Here is a 15166-nt window from a genome sequence, read left to right on the forward strand (position 1 = left end):
TGCATCACTGGCCTATCGTGCGCGTCATGCGTTTGAAATCAAATATCTGGGTCTCAGCCTATTTGCGCCGGTGCCAGACCGAGGGCGTGTTCGGGGCCGTGCGTCGTCGCGGCGCGGAGGAAGCAGGGGCGGTGTTCGTGAAGGTGTCGCTGCTCGACGGCAACGCGATGCTGTATGCGCCCGCGCCGCAGACCGTCTATGATGATGGCCGCCCCGTCGATCGCTTCTTCGTGCCGGTCGCGGCACAGCCCTTGCCGGAACACACCATCGAGGAACGGCTGAGCAAGGAAATCCGATTCGATCCGGATGCCTGGATCGTCGAGACCGAGGACCGCACCGGGCGGCATTTTCTGGAGCTCGCGAAGACGTAACTGCTGCCTTACCGTCATTGCGAGCGCAGCGAAGCAATCCAGAATCTTTCCGGGGAGGGATTCTGGATTACTTCGCCGCAAGGGCTCCTCGCAATGACGAGCCTGGGGCGCGTCGCGCGTCTCAGCGGCAGCACCCGAGCAAATCAGCGATCCGACGATCCGCCAATACCCGTCCGCACCGCCGGGCTCGAGCCGGGCTGCACGCCCGGCCGCGACTGGCTGGCGCCCGCACGCGCGCGCTGGCGTTCGCTGTCATGCAGCGAGGACTGGTACTTTGCACGCGTGACCGCGAGCGTCGAGCCGCGCCAGGCCGCCAGCATCACCAGCGCGGAGCGGTCGCCGAGCCGGTCGTAGAGCCGCGACAGGCGGTACACAGCATCGACCGAATTGCCGATCTCCGGCTTGAAGAACAACAGGATGCGCTGGAAGTTCGGGCTCGGCATGTCGAGCGCGCGCGCGGCGACCGCGAGCGCTTCGCCGCCGGCATCGTCGACGATCTGCGCTGCGACGCGCGAGGGCAGGATCAGGCTGTCGCCGAGTTCATAGGTGAAATTCTCGACGTCATTGGCGATCGCCGCCATCTCCAGGATCTGGATCGCGCGCCTGGCGCGCACCGTCGGAATCCGCGGCGCGGCCTTTAGCGGCGTCTGCGCCAGATTGTGCAAGATCAGCGCGCGCTGGGGCGCACCGGCGTTGAAGAACATGTCGTGGATCTCGGCCGCTTCCTTCGGCTGCATCGCCATGTTCGCGGCCATGCGCTGCTCGGCGTCGGTCGGCGTGCGGGCAGGCGACGGGGCGTGCGCGGGAGCGTGAATTTCGCGCGCGAGCGGAACCCTGCGGCCTTCCTGCGCGGCGACCAGCCCGAGCTTCTGCAGGACCGGGACGGGTGTCTGCGGATAGATCGCAAGCTTCGCCTTGACGGAGGCGCGCGTCGCATCATCGACCTGGTCGATCAGCCGCGTTGCAAGCTCGATGAACTGGCGCTGCTCGTCGTCGCTGTGGGTGGGCGCCTGGACATAGAGGTCCGTCAGCACGCGCAGCAGCGTCGGTCGAACATCGACGCCTTCGCGACGGGAGAGGCTCATCAGGCCGTCGAATCCGGGAAACAGCGACTTGGTCATGGAGGGATACGCGACCTGGAAAAGATACTCAGCCCGAGCCTATCTCAGGTTCCTTTAAAGGCTCGTTAAGGAAAACGAGCCGTGAAGCCGATCCCTCGATTTGAGGGTGATCGTGCCGCAACGGGACGCCGCGCCGGGACATGGCCAGGGCCCGTGCGGCTACGGTCCGGAAAGTGCGTTTACATCCCGTTAACCATGAACTGATCTTAATGAATGCATGTTGCACGAGCGCGCCGGGTCGCGCGGCAATTGATAGAGAGCTGATATGGGGACCATCATCGAATTTCCGGCCGGTCGCCGGGCAGGCTCGCCGGGGGATGCCACGCCGCGCACGGAAACGGGAACGATTTTGATCCTCCCCGTGATTCGCATTGAGCGCGAGACGGACGAAACCAGCGGCGATCGCGGGCCGGAGCAGGGCACAGCGCCGGGGCGCCGTCGTCGCCGCCGCTAGCATCCGGCTTTTGCAATGCCGGAAGCCATCCGCCAGATCCGCACCGTCGTGACGGCCGTCGTGCTTGCACTCACTGGCGCGATGCTCGCCGCCTGCAGCGGCGGCGATTTCGGCCGCACCCGCGAGAGCATGCGCAGCGACGACATGCATCGCTGGCTCGGGGCCGAGGCCACCGGCAGTGTCGGCCTGAGGGCATCCCAATTCCAGCTCACGGACGCGGAGCGCCAGCTTCGCGACCTCGCCTATCCCATGATCGAGCCGCCGCTGTCGCGGCCGGCGTGGAAGAGCGTGTTCGGCGACTACAAGGCGCTGCCGTCACCCTGGCAGCAGAAGGTCGTGTTCGACCGCACCATGTATGGGCGCACGCTGATCGACGAGCCGCATCGCTCGCATTCCTCGCGCTATGCGCAGCTGATCGAGGACGTGCGCAACGACACCACGCGCTTCGAGCCGTTCTTCGCCTCCGCAATCCGCGTCATCGATCTCGACAGGAAGCGCAATGCCACCATGGCGCGCGTCTCCGAGCTCTCGCCGAGGGAGAGGGAGGATGCGGTCGCGCGCATGCAGGAGAACTCGCTGATCATCCAGTGGGTGCAGCAATGCCTCGAGCAGCGCATCTCGTCCTATCGCTGGGCGCTCGAACGTCTGGTGATCCAGGCGCCCGACGGCATGGCCGCCGATGCCGATCGCCTGATCGGAGAGCTCGCCGCCCAGACCGCCAATCCGCCGGTCGCGGCGCAGCCGCCATACGGCCGCGCGGTGATCTCGAAGGGCTAGGATTTCGCGCGGGGCGATCGCTTGGTCGGCCCGGGCCTGCGCCGCTGCTTCTGAAGCTTCCCGACAAAATCCTTCAGCGCATCCGCCAGCGGCACTGATGCGCGATAGGCGAGGCCGACCTCGCGCTTCACCTTGACCTCGATCTCGCGCACCGCGACGTCAGGATTGCCGCGCGCCACGCCTTCCGGGACGATGGCGATGCCGACGCCGGCGGCGACCAGCGCCATGGCCCAGTCCTCCGATTGCGCGATCGCCGCGGTCTGGCGTCGCTGCGCGGCGCGGCCGAAGAATTCGCTTTGCTCGCAATGGCAGCGGTCGATCAGGGGCACGCCGGCGAGATCGGCGATGCGGAGCTTCTCCTTCAGCGTCAGCGGATGCGACGGCGGCAGCGCGGCGACATAGCGCTCGCTCCACAGCGCGACGAAATGCTCATCATTGCGCACCATCGTCTTCGAGATGATCCGCGCATCGGCGCGCTCGTCGCTGCCGACGAGGCGGAGCGCGATGTCGGCGCGCGCCGTCAGCGGCTTCAAGAGCGCGATCGTTCGGGGCACATCGAGCGTGCGCATGAGGCCGAGCGTCACATTGGTCTTGGTATTCGGCTTCCTGAACAGGCTGCGCGCGGCATCGGCTTCGTCGATGATGCGGCGGGCGAGGGTATGAAACTGTTCGGCCGAGGCGGTGGGCGCGACGCCCTTCTTGTGCCGGATGAACAGCGTGGTGCCGAGCTCGGCCTCCAGATTGGTGATCGCGGTCGAGATCGACGGCTGCGACACGAAGCAGGCGCGCGCCGCGGCGGTCAGGTTGCGCGCGCGGTAAACAGCGGTGAAGTAGCGAAGCTCGCGGATGTCCATAGGATGTACCTAGAGATACTATTGCTATCTAATATTTTACCTATGGATCGCGGGATGACAAGAACGCCCTGCTCACAACAGGCGAGGACGCGCGATGAAGATCCACCATCTCAACACCGGCACGATGTGCCCCATGGGGCGCCGGCTGGTGAACGGCACTGGCAGCCTGTTCCAGCGCGCCCGCCTGGTCTGCCATTGCCTGCTGGTGGAGACGAATGACGGGCTCGCTCTTGTCGACACCGGCATCGGCCTCGGCGATATCGCCACGCCTGGCCGGCTCGGCCGGCGATGGCTGCGGCAGACCGCGCCAAGGCTCGATCCGGCGGAGACGGCGGTCGAGCAGGTGAAGGCGCTCGGCTATTCACCCACCGACGTCCGTCACGTGATGCTGACCCATCTCGACCGCGATCACGCCGGCGGCGTGCCTGATTTCCCGCATGCCGCGATCCACGTCCATCGCGCCGAATACGACATGGCGGTGCTGCGCAAGCCGGCGCCGCCCGCGGGACGCTATGTCGGCGGGCAGTGGAGCCATGGCCCGAGCTGGACGTTTTATGGCGAAGCCGGTGAGGACTGGTTCGGCTTCAAGGGCGTGCGCGCCCTCGGCGACAGGGAAGGGGACATCCTGATGATTCCGCTCGCCGGTCACACGCTCGGCCATTGCGGCATAGCAGTGCGGTCAGGCGGCAAATGGCTGCTGCATGCCGGCGACAGCTACTTCCACCATGCGCAGCTCGAAGCATCGCCGCGCATGCCGCTGATGCTCGGCTATTTCCAGCGCAAGGGCGACATGGACCGAAGCCAGCGCATCGCCAACCAGGCGCGGCTGCGCGCGCTGAAGCTGAACCACGGCGACCGCGTGACGATCGTCAACAGCCATGACCCCGTTGATTACGAGAACTGCCGGTGTGGCGCGCATTGACGCGCCACACCTGGCAGTCCGTCAACGCTGCCCGTCATGCACGGAGATCTCGGACGCCTTGAGGCCCCCGATGCGCGCGTGAGGCCGGCCGCCGGTGGCCATCACGAGGCCGAAGGCGATCTCGTCGCGCCGTGGCGAATCCCACAGCGTCATCTCCGCGGTGCCGAAATGGCTGCGGACATAGGCGGCGTGGATATGGCCGAGCGGCACCATCAGGCGCGTGCCGGGCCCGCCGATGGTCTTCGCCGCCGGGACGATCGCCTTTGGTTGACCGAGGACTTCGCGCATGCCCTGACCGCCGGCTTCGTGCCAGACGGCGCCGTGCTCGAGCTCGCCGTCTTCGCCGACGATGATGCCCTTGCCGTAGGCTTCGACGTGCGATGCGCCCCCAAGCTGCGCGATCAGTCGCGTTGCGAGCTCGCGCCCGAGCTCACGCAGGGACGCCTGAAACGGCATCAGATCAGGTTCAAAGCGGCCCGCGAAGGGATTGCGGACCACCGCAACAGCCGTTCCAACGAGAAGCGGCTTCTCCAGGCGGGGGCCGCGCTCGTGCCAGATGGTCTCGACACCGAGCGCGGTCTTCCGGATCTCGTATGACATCCGCGGCTCTATGCTTCGTCGATGACGGGATTGCGCAGCACGCCGATGTTCTCGATCTCGACCTCGACCACGTCGCCGGGTTTGAGAAAGACCGGTGGCTTGCGGGTGAAGCCGACGCCGGCCGGGGTGCCGGTAGCGATGACGTCGCCGGGGACGAGGTCGAAAATGGTCGAGCAATATTCGATCAGCCGCGGGATCGAGAAGATCAGCATCGATGTGTCCGAGGACTGCTCCACCACCCCGTTGACGCGCGTCTCGAGCTTCAGCCTGGTGGGATCGCCGATCTCGTCCGGCGTCACCAGCCAGGGCCCGAACGGGCCGGTGCCGACAAAGTTCTTGCCGGACGCGATCTGCTGGGCGTGGCGCTGCCAGTCGCGCACGCTGACGTCATTGTAGATCGAGTAACCCGCCACGTGATCCCAGGCGTCGGCCTGGCTGATGTGACGGCCGCCCTTGCCGATGACGACGGCGAGCTCGCCCTCCCAGTCGAAATTGTCCGAGACCTTCGGCCGGATCACCGGCGCGTTGTGCGCGACCTGGGAGCGCCAGACCCGGAGGAAGATCGGCGGAAACTCCGTGATCTCGCGCTTCATGCCGAACGCCACCGCCTCGTTGTGGTGGTCGAGATAATTGCGCACGGCGCAGACGATCTTTTCCGGGCGCGGGATCACCGGCAGATATTTGACGTCGCTGAGCGCCAGAGCGGGCTTCTGCCCGGCGATGATGGCGTCACGGCGGGCGTAGTCATCGCTGCCGAGGAAATCCGCGAGCGTCGGGTACCGGGGCAGGGCGCGGCCCAGGTCGACGACCCCGTTTTCGACAACGGCGCCCCAGCTTTCCCGATTTCCGTCCAAGAACGACAGCAGCTTCATGGTTCCGCCCCAAGGTTCGCATTTTCGATCCTGTCTATTATTTTCGAAAATACTGGCGAACGCAAGCCCGCCGCGCGAAAAAGCCGGATCGGCCTATTCGGCGTCGAGCAAATGCCCGGCGTAGTTCGCCACGTTGTCGGCGGTCGAGCGGATATGCGTCTCGATCAGTTGCACCGCGAGATCCGCATTGCGCGAGATGGCGGCCTGCATGATCGCCTGATGCTCGCCGGCCTTGTCGCGCGGGCGCGGCCGGAAATTGGCCGACAGGTGCCGATAGCGCTCGGCGCGATCGAACAGCTCGGCGCGAATGGCGAGAAGCGTCGCCGAGCCACAGGCGGACACCAGCGCCTGGTGGAATTGGCGGTGGGCGATCTTCCACTCGGGATCGCGCAGCGGATGTTCGGGATCGCGCTGCTCGATCCGCTTCAATCTGTGCAGCGTCGAGATGACCGCGATTTCCCAGTCGTCGTCGCCCCGCTCGATCGCGCGGCGGATCAACTCCACTTCGATGAGGACGCGGGCATCGGTGACTTCCGCCAGATCCTGGCGGCTGACCGGCGCCACACGAAATCCGCGCTGCTCCTGGGCATCGACCAGCCCTTCGGCGGCGAGTGCCGTCAGTGCCTCGCGGAGCGTCGTGAAGCTTGCGCCGAACCGTTCGCGCAACACGTCGAACCGCAGGGGCTCGCCGGGCACCAGACTGCAGGCAATGATCTCCTCGCGCAGCCGATGCGTGATGTCGGCGGCAATGGTCTTGCCGAATTCCTTGCGGGGGCGAATGGCGCCGTCGGTCATGGTTTCTGCCATTGAATCGATGCCTCAAGATGCCGCGCCAACGACCATCTTGCAATAATTTTCGTAATGGATATGATTTTCGAAAATATGGGTTGGGAGGCAAGTGAAATCATGAGGGCGGTGCTGGTGCGTCAGCCGGGTGGGCCGGAGGCGCTCGAACTGGTCGAGCTTCCGGTGCCTGTGCCCGGACCCGGCGAGGTGCAAATCCGGGCCGAGGCATTCGGGGTGGGGCAGCCCGACGTGCTGATCCGGCGCGGCGTCTACAAATGGATGCCGCCGCTGCCGGCCAATCCCGGCAATGACGTCGCCGGGCGCATTGCCGCGCTCGGGCCCGGCGTCGAGGGCTTTGCGATCGGTCAGAAGGTGCTGCTGAGCGCGCGCGACCTGTCCCAGCGCGGCGGCTGTTACGCCGACTATGTGGTCGCGCCCGCGGATGCCGTGCACGCGCTGCCCGACAATGTCGATCTGCAGGCCGCCGTGTGCCTCTCGAACTATCAGGTCGCTTACGCGCTGCTGCACGAGTGCCGCCATCCGCACGCGCCTGCGAGCGTGCTGGTGATTGGAGCTGCCGGCGGCGTCGGCACCGCGCTGGTGCAGCTGGCAAAGCTCGCGCAGATGAGGGTGATTGGCACGGTCTCCACCGACGAGAAGGCGGAGTTCGCGAAGGCGAACGGCGCCGATCACGTCATCTTCTACCGCCGTGAGGACGTCGTGGCGCGGACCCGCGAGCTGACGGATGGCGAGGGCGTCGGCCTCGTGCTTGATCACGTCTGCGGGCCGGAGTTCACTGGCTATCTCGGCGCGCTCGGCAAATGGGGAACGCTGCTGTCGTACAACGCTTTCGCCGGATTGCCGGAAGAGAATCTGATGGCGGCGATGCGCGACCATCTCGACATCTGTCCGGCCGTGCGCTGCTTCTCTTTCCACATTTACGACCATGACCGCGACGGCCGCCGTGCCCTGATGCGGAGCGTGATCGATGCGTTGAGCCGTAATGCGATCAAGCCGGCCATTTCGGCGGTTCTGAAGCTCGACGAGGTCCGGCAGGCCCACACGCTGCTCGAGCAGGGCTCGGCGCTCGGCAAGATCATCATGACGCCATGAGGGGATGGACTGCACGATGACGACACAGGCACCCATTGCAAGGTTCACCCGGTTGCGGCACGCGACCTTCGCCTCGCCGGATCCCGAGCGGCTGCTCGACTATTACCGCGGCGTGATCGGTCTCGGTCTCGTCGGCCGCGACGGAGACCGCATCTTTCTCGCCAGCGATTGCGAGCAGCTTTCGCTCGTGATCGAGCCCGGTGCGGCGGCGCTGACGAGCATCGGCTTCGAAATATCCCCCGACGTCCAGCTCGAGGCGCTGGGCGCTGCGCTGAAGCAGGCGGATCTGCGGCCGGAGCTTCGGAGCGATGCCCTGCCTGGCGTGCCCCGCCTGCTGTCGTTCAGCGATCCCGAAGGCACACGCTTCGAGCTGGTCCAGGGCTGGACGCCGACGCCCGCGCAGGAGCGGATCGGCGCGCTCGCCGTCGTCAAGCTCGGCCATGTCGCCCTTCGCACGCCCGATCCGCGTGCGGCCTCGGAGTTCTACGCCAATGTCATGGGCCTGCGCGTCTCCGACTGGATCGAGGATCGCTTCGTCTTCATGCGCAGCGGCTTCGAGCATCACACGCTGAACTTCGCCCGCGCCCCCGATCGCGGCCTGCATCACTTTGCTTTCGAGCTGCGTGGCCCCGCCCACATGCACCAGGCCTGCGACCATCTCGCGCGGCACAAGCTCCCCGTTCTCTGGGGACCGGTGCGTCACGGCCCCGGGCACAACACCGCGATCTATCATCGCAATCCCGACGGGCATCTGGTCGAGCTGTTCCACGATCTCGACCGCATGACGGATGAAGAGCTCGGCTATTTCGAGCCGCGTCCCTGGCATCGCGATCGACCGCAGCGGCCAAAAGTCTGGGTCGGCCTGCCGCGCGACGTCTGGGGCATGGCGCCGTCACCGGAATGCACGGAGTTCGCCCGCTAGCCAGCGCGTCACGACTTGAAGACCGCCGCACCCGTTGCGGCCAACGACATGACAATCAAAGGGAGGATCATCCATGCTCTGGATGAAGCGGATTGCTGCGGCCATTTTTCTGCTTGGCGGTTTTCTTGGCGTTTTTCTCGGAAACGGCTCGGCGTCGGCGGACACCTATCCGTCGCGCCCGATCCGGCTGCTGCACGGATTTGCCGCCGGCGGCGCCGCCGATACGCTGTCCCGCATCATCGCCGACGGGCTCTCGAAGAAGCTCGGGCAGCCGATCATCGTCGAGGCCAAGCCGGGCGCCGGCGGCAACATCGCGGCGGATGCGGTCGCGAAAGCGGCGCCTGACGGCTACACGATCGGGCTCGTCACCGGTGCTCACGCGATTTCCGCGGCCACCTACAAGAGCCTCGCCTACCAGCCGGCCGAGAGCTTCGAGATGATCTCGACACTGGTCTATTACGCGCTCGTCATTGCAGTGCGCAGCGATTATCCGGCGAAGTCGCTGGCCGAGCTCATTGCCATGGCCAAAGAGAAGCCCGGTGCGCTCAGCTTCGGATCGGTCGGTTTCGGCAGCACGCATCACCTTGCCGGCGAGCTGCTCAACGCAACCGCCGGCGTCGAGATCGTGCACGTGCCGTATCGCGGCGATTCCCAGTCCGTCACTGCACTGCTCGGCGGCGAGGTTCCGGTCATCGTCGGCACTCCGGTGCTGCTCGCCCCGCAGATCCAGAGTGGCGCGATCCGCGGCCTGGCAGTGACCTCGCCGACGCGCACCGCATTGCTGCCCGACGTCCCGACGGTTCAGGAAGCCGGCATCAAGGGATATGACGTGCGCACCTGGGCCGGCCTGTTGGCCCCGAAGGGAACGCCGCCCGCCATCATGGCCGCACTCAATGCCGCGACGCTCGACGTGCTCAGGGACCCCGACCTCAAGCAACGCCTGGAGACCGCCGTCGGCGGCGAGGTCCGCGGCAGCTCGCCAGAGGAGATGAAGAAGCTGATCGAGACGGAGATCACCAAATGGACGGGCGTCGTTGAGCGCGCCAAAATCCCGAAGATCTGATCCCCAATGAGCCCTATCGCGCTTCAACCACCTCGCCGTCCTCCTTCACGAACCGGCCGACGGGATCATCCAGCAGATCGATGACGGCTTCGGAGGGCCGGCACAATCGCGTGCCCTTCGGCGTCACGACGATCGGACGGTTGATCAGGATGGGGTGGGCGAGCATCTGATCGATCAGCTCCTCGTCGGACCATTTCGGGTCATCGAGGCCGAGGTCGCGGTAGGGCGTGCCTTTCTCACGCAGCAGCGCGCGAACGGAGATGCCCATCGCCTTGACGAGCTCGACCAGTCTTTCTCGCGACGGCGGCGTCTTCAGGTACTCGATGACGACAGGCTCGGTGCCGCTCTGCCGGATCATCGCGAGCGTGTTGCGCGAGGTGCCGCAAGCGGGGTTGTGATAGATCGTGACGGTCATCGTATTGTCTCCGCGATTGGGATGGGACCCCGCATTTCGGGGCGACCGAGCAGCCAGTTCATCAACAGCATGCCGGCAAACGCGCCGCAGAGCTCCGCAAGGATGAATCCGGGCAGGTCAACGGGGCGAATGCCCGCGAACGTGTTCGTCAGGGATCTTGCGATCGCCACCGCCGGATTGGCAAACGAGGTCGAGGCCGTGGACCAGTAGGCCGCCGTGATGTAAAGGCCGACCAGCCAGGGCACGGCGGTCCGCTGAAACCGGATGCCGGCCAGGATCGTGGCGACCAGCCCGAACGCGGCGACGGCTTCGGCGAACCATTGCGGCCCTCCGGTTCGAACCTTCGTCGAGGGCTCGAGCAGGGGCAGTCCGAACATCAGATGCGCCGCCATCGTTCCCGCGATGCCGCCGGCGATCTGCGCGACCACGTAGAGCGCGGCCTCGTTCGCCGGCAGCTCGCGCTTGCCGGTGAAGACGAGGGTGACCGCCGGATTGAAATGTGCGCCGGAGATCGGACCGAGCACCGTGATCAGGACGACCAGAATGGCCCCTGTCGGCAAGGTGTTGCAGAGCAGAGCAAGAGCGACATCCCTGGTCAGCGTTTCCGCCATGATGCCGGAGCCGACCACCGTGGCGACGAGAATGCCCGTGCCGAGCGCTTCGGCCGCGAGGCGGCGCGGAAGATCGAAATTGTCCATCAGCCGGCCTTCGGCGTCGGAGGTGCCGCGCGCTCGGAACACGGGAACGGCAGGTCGTGCATCTGGTCAGGCACGGCTTCGCTCCTTTCGTTTTGGCGCGCAGCAGGATTGGAGCGTCGCGACGACGGGTTCGCAAACTTCCGGCCGTCCGCCGCAGCAATCGCGCAGCAGGAAAACGGCAACGTCCCGGAATGCGCCGAGATTGGCGCGGTAGATGATCGAGCGGCTCTGCCGCTCGGAGGACACGAGGCGCGCCCGGCTCAGAATCGACAAATGCGCCGAGAGCGTGTTCTGGGGGACTTCCAGCAGGCGCGCGAGATCGCCCGCTGCAAGTCCATCAGGCTCGTGTCTCACCAGCGTCCGGAATGCCTCCAGACGGGTCGGCTGCGACAGCGCGGCGAGCGCAAGGACGGCCTCTTCGGTTTCCATATATCCAGACTTATGGAATTATGGAGGGGGCGTCAATCCGGAATCCGAAGAAGTGCGGCCGGCTGCATCCATATTTCGAATATACTAGAAATACGGTTTGACATTCGGGTTGAAGAGGCTGCACCATGCCCCCATGAAGATCGCCGACGCAGCAGCACGTCTGGAAGCCCTGGGCAATCAGACCCGGCTCCAGATTTATCGCGCCTTGGTCCGGGCAGGGCGCTCGGGCATGCCCGTCGGCCGCCTGCAGGACAAGCTGAAGATCCCGCCGTCAACGCTGTCGCATCACATCAAGACACTGGTCTCAGTTGGGCTCGTCAGTCAGGTCCGGGAATCCACGACGCTGGTTTGCCATGCGAACTTCGATGCCATGCGGGGCCTGGTCGACTTCCTGGCGGCAGAGTGTTGTGCGGACGAAGTCGGATGCAAGGATGCTCAGACCGCGGCTTGATCTTTTCGACCTCAATTATTCGATGATTCTAGAAAGATGGGAGAAGCCGAATGAGCGACAACAGGACGGTAGCCATCATCGGGGCGGGGCCTGTCGGTCTCGCAGCGGCCGCCCATGTGCTCGAGCGCGGCATGTCGCCCATCGTGATCGAGGCCGGACCCGAAGCCGGGCACGCGATGCGTCAATGGCAGCACGTCCAGCTCTTCTCGCCGTGGCAGTACAACGTCGACAAGGCTGCCACGCGTCTGCTCGCACCGACCGGTTGGAATTCGCCTGACCCACAGTCCTATCCGACCGGCGGTGAGCTGCTCGAGCGCTACCTCGATCCGCTGGCCACGCGCACGCCGCTGCGCGAGACGATCCGGACGTCCAGCCGCGTCACCGCCATCAGCCGCGCTGGCTTCGACAAGGCAAAGACGAAGGGCAGGGAGCGGGCGCCGTTCGAAATCCGCTATCAGAACGGCAGGGGTCCCGAGGTGCTGCGCGCCGATGCCGTCATCGACGCATCAGGCACGTGGTTCTCTCCCAACCCCGCCGGCGGCAACGGCTTGCCCGCAATCGGCGAGCGCGAGCACACGGACCGCATCGCCTATGGCATGCCGGATGTGCGAGGTGCCGAGCGTGCCAGATATTCCGGCAAGACCGTGGCCGTGCTCGGGGCCGGTCACTCGGCGGTGGGTACGCTGATCGATCTCGTGCAGCTCGCCGCCGAGGTGCCCGGCACGCAAGCCATCTGGCTACTGCGTGGCACCGATCCCGCAAAAGCCTTCGGCGGCGGTCGCAATGACAAGCTTGCCGCCCGCGGCGAGTTGGGCTCCGCCTTCGCCGCGCTCGTGGCCGCCGGCAAGATCAAGGTGGAGACCGGTTTCGGCGTCACTCACGTCTCGGACACCGAAGGCCGCCTCAAGGTTTCGGCGGGCGCCTGTTGCGGTGCGCGGAGCGTGGTTGCCGACGAGCTTGTCGTCTCGACCGGCTTTCGTCCCGATCTTTCGTTCCTGTCCGAGCTGCGGCTTCGGCTCGATCCGGCGATCGAGGCGCCGGTCGCGCTTGCGCCGCTCATCGATCCCAACGAGCACAGCTGCGGGACGGTCCGCCCTCACGGCGCGCGCGAGCTCGCGCACGACGAGCCGGGCTTCTATCTCGCCGGCATGAAATCCTACGGCCGCGCGCCGACCTTCCTGATGATGACCGGATACGAGCAGGTCCGCTCCATCGTCGCCGATATCGCGGGCGACAAGGAGGCTGCGGCACGGGTCGAGCTCGATCTGCCGGAGACTGGCGTGTGCACACGCGGCGGCGTCGAGTCAGGGGCCGCAACGGGATGCTGCGGCGGTCCAGCAAAGGAGGAGGCCTCGGCTTGCTGCGCCGCCGATGAATCGGCGAAGAAGGCCGGTGCTGCGGGATGCGGTTGTTCATGACGCAAGTGCAGCCAACATCGACGCCCCTCCAGGTGGGAGAACAAAATTCATAAGCTGAGCGGCAGGTCTCTGATTGCGGTGATGTGCATCGGCCAGGTCGGCAATCTGCTGCCGCATGTGACGTTGTCCGCAAATCTGGCGCAGCATCTCATGCCGGCGTGGGGCCTCTCCGCCGCCGAAGGCGGCTTGATGGCGAGCGGTTACGCGTTCGGCTACATGCTCGCGGTGCCGGTGTTGACGACATTGACCGACCGGATCGATGCCCGGCTCGTCCTGCTCTGGGGCTCGATCGTCAGTGGCCTCGCCACTGCAGCGTTCGGCATCTTCGCGCAAGGGTTCTGGTCGGGGACTGCGATCTGGTCGCTGGCAGGCCTCGGATTTGCCGGCGCCTACATGCCCGGCCTGAAGGCGCTGACCGACCGGCTTCCCTCAGGCGACACCTCGCGGGCCGTCACGCTGTACACGTCGAGCTTCTCGGTCGGCGTCGGCCTCTCGTTCCTGGTGGCACAGATCATCGCCGACAAATGGGGATGGCGAAGCGCATTCCTCGTCACGGGGTTCGGGCCGATCGCAATGGTCATCGCGTGCCTTCTGATGCACGAGCGGCGGCCCGCGCCGAAGGCTGGGCGCCTGCTCAACTTCGCGCCCGTTTTCGCCAACCGCGAGGCGCTCGGTTACATCTTCGGTTACGGCGCCCATTGCTTCGAACTCTATGGCATCCGCACCTGGCTGGTCGGGTTCTGGACCTTCGTTGTTGCGCATCAAGGTGCGCCGTCCTGGATGACGCCGGTTCTGATGAGCTTCTGCTTCGCAGTCATCTCGATGCCCGCCAGTATCCTCGGCAACGAAGCCGCGCTGAAATTCGGGCGACATCGGGCGATCACGGTTGTGATGATTGCATCGGCTTGCGTTGCACTGGTCATCGGGCTCAACGCGACGGCTCCGGCATGGGTACTCGCACTGCTTCTGCTCCTTTATGGCCTGACGGTGCCGGCCGATTCCGGCGCGTTGACTGCCGGCATGTCCGCAGCGGCCGTGCCCGAGCACCGTGGCGCAACTCTGGCCTTGCACTCCACCGTTGGCTTTGGCCTGTCGGCCGTTGGTGCCTGGGGCACGGGCGCCGCGCTCGACATGGCAGGCGGCCCGCAGCACGCGAACGGCTGGCTGCTGGCGTTCATCGTCCTTGCGGCCGGGATAGCGCTGGGGCCCTTGGCGCTGCTCTGGGCACGCGGGAGCGGGCGACGGAGCTGAGGAACTCAAGAGATGGCTTGTCGGGTGGCCAGGCGAGGCAGCCTCGGTCATGAATGCCTTGGCATGCGTGCCGCTCGAGCGACGACGGCAACGCGAAAAGCTGGCGCGAAGCCGTGCCGCGTCACCTCTCCCCGCTACGGCTGCGGAGGATAGCGGTCAAACGCCGGCAGCTCGTGCGCATGTTCCATCCAGCGAAGACGTTCGGCGACCTGGATGTGCATCGTCGCCGGTACGGCATCGGGATCGTCGTAGGTCGCGCTCTGGACGTCGATGACCCCGGGGAGCATGTTGGCATTGACGTAGAACAGGCCGGTTCCGCAATTGCCGCAAAAGTGCCGCCGGCCGTGTTCGGAGGAGGTGTAGACCCTGGGCTCGCCCGTCGTCACCTTGACGGCATCATCCGCGTACATCGTCCAGCCGACGACCGGAGCGCCGGCGTGCAGTCTGCAGTCGCGGCAGTGACACAGCGCATGCACGATCGCCTCACCCTCGACCTGATAACGGATTGCGCCACAGTGACAGCCGCCGGTGATGGTGCTCATGCGTTGCTCCCGATTGAAGGCCGGTTTCGGCGATCGATAACTCTCGAGACTTGCTGCTTCAACGGCGTAATCGATGTGCGATTGCGTCCTACTGTCGCGTGACAACT

19 protein-coding genes are annotated in these 15166 nt (G+C 65.8%); 10 read left to right on the top strand and 9 right to left on the bottom strand.

Going from position 1 to position 15166, the window contains the following annotated elements; translation table 11 throughout:
* Window positions 1–26: 26 nt before the first annotated feature.
* Window positions 27–371 (top strand): DUF1491 family protein, encoded by a 345-nt coding sequence (locus NLM15_RS14200; RefSeq protein WP_254117691.1) that lies wholly within the window; start codon window positions 27–29, stop codon window positions 369–371.
* A gap of 143 nt (window positions 372–514) precedes the next feature.
* Here the strand turns inward: NLM15_RS14200 and NLM15_RS14205 are convergent, their stop codons facing one another.
* Entirely contained in the window at window positions 515–1492 is a 978-nt protein-coding gene (locus NLM15_RS14205) for a DUF2336 domain-containing protein (protein ID WP_254117692.1), read from the bottom strand.
* Between the two features lie 265 nt (window positions 1493–1757).
* Here NLM15_RS14205 and NLM15_RS14210 point away from each other — a divergent pair, with 265 nt between their 5' ends.
* Both NLM15_RS14210 and NLM15_RS14215 read left to right on the top strand, forming a co-directional pair.
* The gene (locus NLM15_RS14210) at window positions 1758–1946 is read left to right on the top strand and encodes a hypothetical protein (RefSeq protein WP_254117693.1); all 189 of its coding nucleotides are present in this window, start codon (window positions 1758–1760) and stop codon (window positions 1944–1946) included.
* Window positions 1947–1961: 15 nt separating this feature from the next.
* Window positions 1962–2723 carry a hypothetical protein gene (locus NLM15_RS14215; protein ID WP_254117694.1) on the top strand — a complete coding sequence of 254 codons (762 nt, stop codon included), beginning with the start codon at window positions 1962–1964 and terminating at the stop codon, window positions 2721–2723.
* Here the strand turns inward: NLM15_RS14215 and NLM15_RS14220 are convergent.
* A complete protein-coding gene (locus NLM15_RS14220; RefSeq protein ID WP_254117695.1) occupies window positions 2720–3577 on the bottom strand; it encodes a LysR family transcriptional regulator in 858 nt (285 codons plus the stop codon). The two genes, NLM15_RS14215 and NLM15_RS14220, sit on opposite strands and share 4 nt — an antisense overlap.
* A 94-nt stretch (window positions 3578–3671) precedes the next feature.
* On the opposite strand from NLM15_RS14220, the gene NLM15_RS14225 reads away from it, so the two are divergent.
* Window positions 3672–4499: an MBL fold metallo-hydrolase gene (locus NLM15_RS14225; RefSeq protein WP_254117696.1), complete on the top strand. Its 828-nt coding sequence runs from the start codon at window positions 3672–3674 to the stop codon at window positions 4497–4499.
* A 21-nt stretch (window positions 4500–4520) separates the two neighbouring features.
* Here NLM15_RS14225 and NLM15_RS14230 read toward each other — a convergent pair whose 3' ends face one another.
* From NLM15_RS14230 to NLM15_RS14240, 3 genes are all read right to left on the bottom strand, one after another.
* Window positions 4521–5099: an amino acid synthesis family protein gene (locus tag NLM15_RS14230; RefSeq protein WP_254117697.1), complete on the bottom strand. Its 579-nt coding sequence runs from the start codon at window positions 5097–5099 to the stop codon at window positions 4521–4523.
* A gap of 8 nt (window positions 5100–5107) precedes the next feature.
* Window positions 5108–5971 (bottom strand): fumarylacetoacetate hydrolase family protein, encoded by an 864-nt coding sequence (locus NLM15_RS14235; protein ID WP_254117698.1) that lies wholly within the window; start codon window positions 5969–5971, stop codon window positions 5108–5110.
* A 93-nt stretch (window positions 5972–6064) separates the two neighbouring features.
* Window positions 6065–6766, bottom strand: coding sequence for an FCD domain-containing protein (locus NLM15_RS14240; RefSeq protein ID WP_254117699.1), 702 nt, complete (start codon window positions 6764–6766; stop codon window positions 6065–6067).
* Window positions 6767–6877: 111 nt separating this feature from the next.
* Here NLM15_RS14240 and NLM15_RS14245 point away from each other — a divergent pair, with 111 nt between their 5' ends.
* The 3 genes from NLM15_RS14245 (at window position 6878) to NLM15_RS14255 (ending at window position 9855) form a co-directional block, all read left to right on the top strand.
* A complete protein-coding gene (locus NLM15_RS14245; RefSeq protein WP_254117700.1) occupies window positions 6878–7870 on the top strand; it encodes a zinc-dependent alcohol dehydrogenase family protein in 993 nt (330 codons plus the stop codon).
* A 16-nt stretch (window positions 7871–7886) separates the two neighbouring features.
* The gene (locus tag NLM15_RS14250) at window positions 7887–8792 is read left to right on the top strand and encodes a VOC family protein (RefSeq protein ID WP_254117701.1); all 906 of its coding nucleotides are present in this window, start codon (window positions 7887–7889) and stop codon (window positions 8790–8792) included.
* Between the two features lie 73 nt (window positions 8793–8865).
* Window positions 8866–9855, top strand: coding sequence for a tripartite tricarboxylate transporter substrate binding protein (locus tag NLM15_RS14255; RefSeq protein WP_254117702.1), 990 nt, complete (start codon window positions 8866–8868; stop codon window positions 9853–9855).
* A 13-nt stretch (window positions 9856–9868) separates the two neighbouring features.
* Here the strand turns inward: NLM15_RS14255 and arsC are convergent, their stop codons facing one another.
* The 3 genes from arsC to NLM15_RS14270 all read right to left on the bottom strand — a co-directional run bounded on the left by arsC (window position 9869) and on the right by NLM15_RS14270 (window position 11397).
* A complete protein-coding gene (arsC, locus tag NLM15_RS14260) occupies window positions 9869–10270 on the bottom strand; it encodes an arsenate reductase (glutaredoxin) (RefSeq protein ID WP_254117703.1) in 402 nt (133 codons plus the stop codon).
* On the bottom strand, window positions 10267–10968 hold the full coding sequence (locus tag NLM15_RS14265; RefSeq protein ID WP_254124236.1) for an MIP/aquaporin family protein: 702 nt from the start codon (window positions 10966–10968) through the stop codon (window positions 10267–10269). Before NLM15_RS14265 ends, arsC begins: the two co-directional genes overlap by 4 nt.
* Before the next feature lie 66 nt (window positions 10969–11034).
* On the bottom strand, window positions 11035–11397 hold the full coding sequence (locus NLM15_RS14270; protein WP_254117704.1) for a helix-turn-helix transcriptional regulator: 363 nt from the start codon (window positions 11395–11397) through the stop codon (window positions 11035–11037).
* 133 nt (window positions 11398–11530) lie between these two features.
* Between NLM15_RS14270 and NLM15_RS14275 the strand changes: the two genes are divergently transcribed.
* The 3 genes from NLM15_RS14275 (at window position 11531) to NLM15_RS14285 (ending at window position 14517) form a co-directional block, all read left to right on the top strand.
* Complete coding sequence (locus NLM15_RS14275; protein WP_254117705.1) at window positions 11531–11848, top strand: helix-turn-helix transcriptional regulator; 318 nt, start codon at window positions 11531–11533, stop codon at window positions 11846–11848.
* Window positions 11849–11898: 50 nt separating this feature from the next.
* The gene (locus NLM15_RS14280) at window positions 11899–13266 is read left to right on the top strand and encodes an NAD(P)-binding domain-containing protein (protein WP_254117706.1); all 1368 of its coding nucleotides are present in this window, start codon (window positions 11899–11901) and stop codon (window positions 13264–13266) included.
* A gap of 81 nt (window positions 13267–13347) precedes the next feature.
* Window positions 13348–14517: an MFS transporter gene (locus tag NLM15_RS14285; RefSeq protein ID WP_254117707.1), complete on the top strand. Its 1170-nt coding sequence runs from the start codon at window positions 13348–13350 to the stop codon at window positions 14515–14517.
* 134 nt (window positions 14518–14651) lie between these two features.
* Here NLM15_RS14285 and NLM15_RS14290 read toward each other — a convergent pair whose 3' ends face one another.
* Window positions 14652–15059 (bottom strand): GFA family protein, encoded by a 408-nt coding sequence (locus tag NLM15_RS14290; protein WP_254117708.1) that lies wholly within the window; start codon window positions 15057–15059, stop codon window positions 14652–14654.
* Window positions 15060–15166: the final 107 nt, after the last annotated feature.

This window comes from Bradyrhizobium sp. CCGB20, assembly GCF_024199855.1.
Classification (GTDB): Bacteria; Pseudomonadota; Alphaproteobacteria; order Rhizobiales; family Xanthobacteraceae; genus Bradyrhizobium.

Bases quoted from the DNA above. Each gene is read 5' to 3' on its own strand.
- NLM15_RS14225 (WP_254117696.1), top strand. From the start codon at position 3,672: ATGAAGATCCACCATCTCAACACCGGCACGATGTGCCCCATGGGGCGC.
- arsC (WP_254117703.1), bottom strand. From the start codon at position 10,270: ATGACCGTCACGATCTATCACAACCCCGCTTGCGGCACCTCGCGCAAC.
- NLM15_RS14230 (WP_254117697.1), bottom strand. From the start codon at position 5,099: ATGTCATACGAGATCCGGAAGACCGCGCTCGGTGTCGAGACCATCTGG.
- NLM15_RS14240 (WP_254117699.1), bottom strand. From the start codon at position 6,766: ATGACCGACGGCGCCATTCGCCCCCGCAAGGAATTCGGCAAGACCATT.
- NLM15_RS14265 (WP_254124236.1), bottom strand. From the start codon at position 10,968: ATGGACAATTTCGATCTTCCGCGCCGCCTCGCGGCCGAAGCGCTCGGC.
- NLM15_RS14270 (WP_254117704.1), bottom strand. From the start codon at position 11,397: ATGGAAACCGAAGAGGCCGTCCTTGCGCTCGCCGCGCTGTCGCAGCCG.
- NLM15_RS14210 (WP_254117693.1), top strand. From the start codon at position 1,758: ATGGGGACCATCATCGAATTTCCGGCCGGTCGCCGGGCAGGCTCGCCG.
- NLM15_RS14250 (WP_254117701.1), top strand. From the start codon at position 7,887: ATGACGACACAGGCACCCATTGCAAGGTTCACCCGGTTGCGGCACGCG.
- NLM15_RS14280 (WP_254117706.1), top strand. From the start codon at position 11,899: ATGAGCGACAACAGGACGGTAGCCATCATCGGGGCGGGGCCTGTCGGT.
- NLM15_RS14245 (WP_254117700.1), top strand. From the start codon at position 6,878: ATGAGGGCGGTGCTGGTGCGTCAGCCGGGTGGGCCGGAGGCGCTCGAA.
- NLM15_RS14255 (WP_254117702.1), top strand. From the start codon at position 8,866: ATGCTCTGGATGAAGCGGATTGCTGCGGCCATTTTTCTGCTTGGCGGT.
- NLM15_RS14275 (WP_254117705.1), top strand. From the start codon at position 11,531: ATGAAGATCGCCGACGCAGCAGCACGTCTGGAAGCCCTGGGCAATCAG.
- NLM15_RS14215 (WP_254117694.1), top strand. From the start codon at position 1,962: ATGCCGGAAGCCATCCGCCAGATCCGCACCGTCGTGACGGCCGTCGTG.
- NLM15_RS14200 (WP_254117691.1), top strand. From the start codon at position 27: ATGCGTTTGAAATCAAATATCTGGGTCTCAGCCTATTTGCGCCGGTGC.
- NLM15_RS14205 (WP_254117692.1), bottom strand. From the start codon at position 1,492: ATGACCAAGTCGCTGTTTCCCGGATTCGACGGCCTGATGAGCCTCTCC.
- NLM15_RS14220 (WP_254117695.1), bottom strand. From the start codon at position 3,577: ATGGACATCCGCGAGCTTCGCTACTTCACCGCTGTTTACCGCGCGCGC.
- NLM15_RS14290 (WP_254117708.1), bottom strand. From the start codon at position 15,059: ATGAGCACCATCACCGGCGGCTGTCACTGTGGCGCAATCCGTTATCAG.
- NLM15_RS14285 (WP_254117707.1), top strand. From the start codon at position 13,348: ATGTGCATCGGCCAGGTCGGCAATCTGCTGCCGCATGTGACGTTGTCC.
- NLM15_RS14235 (WP_254117698.1), bottom strand. From the start codon at position 5,971: ATGAAGCTGCTGTCGTTCTTGGACGGAAATCGGGAAAGCTGGGGCGCC.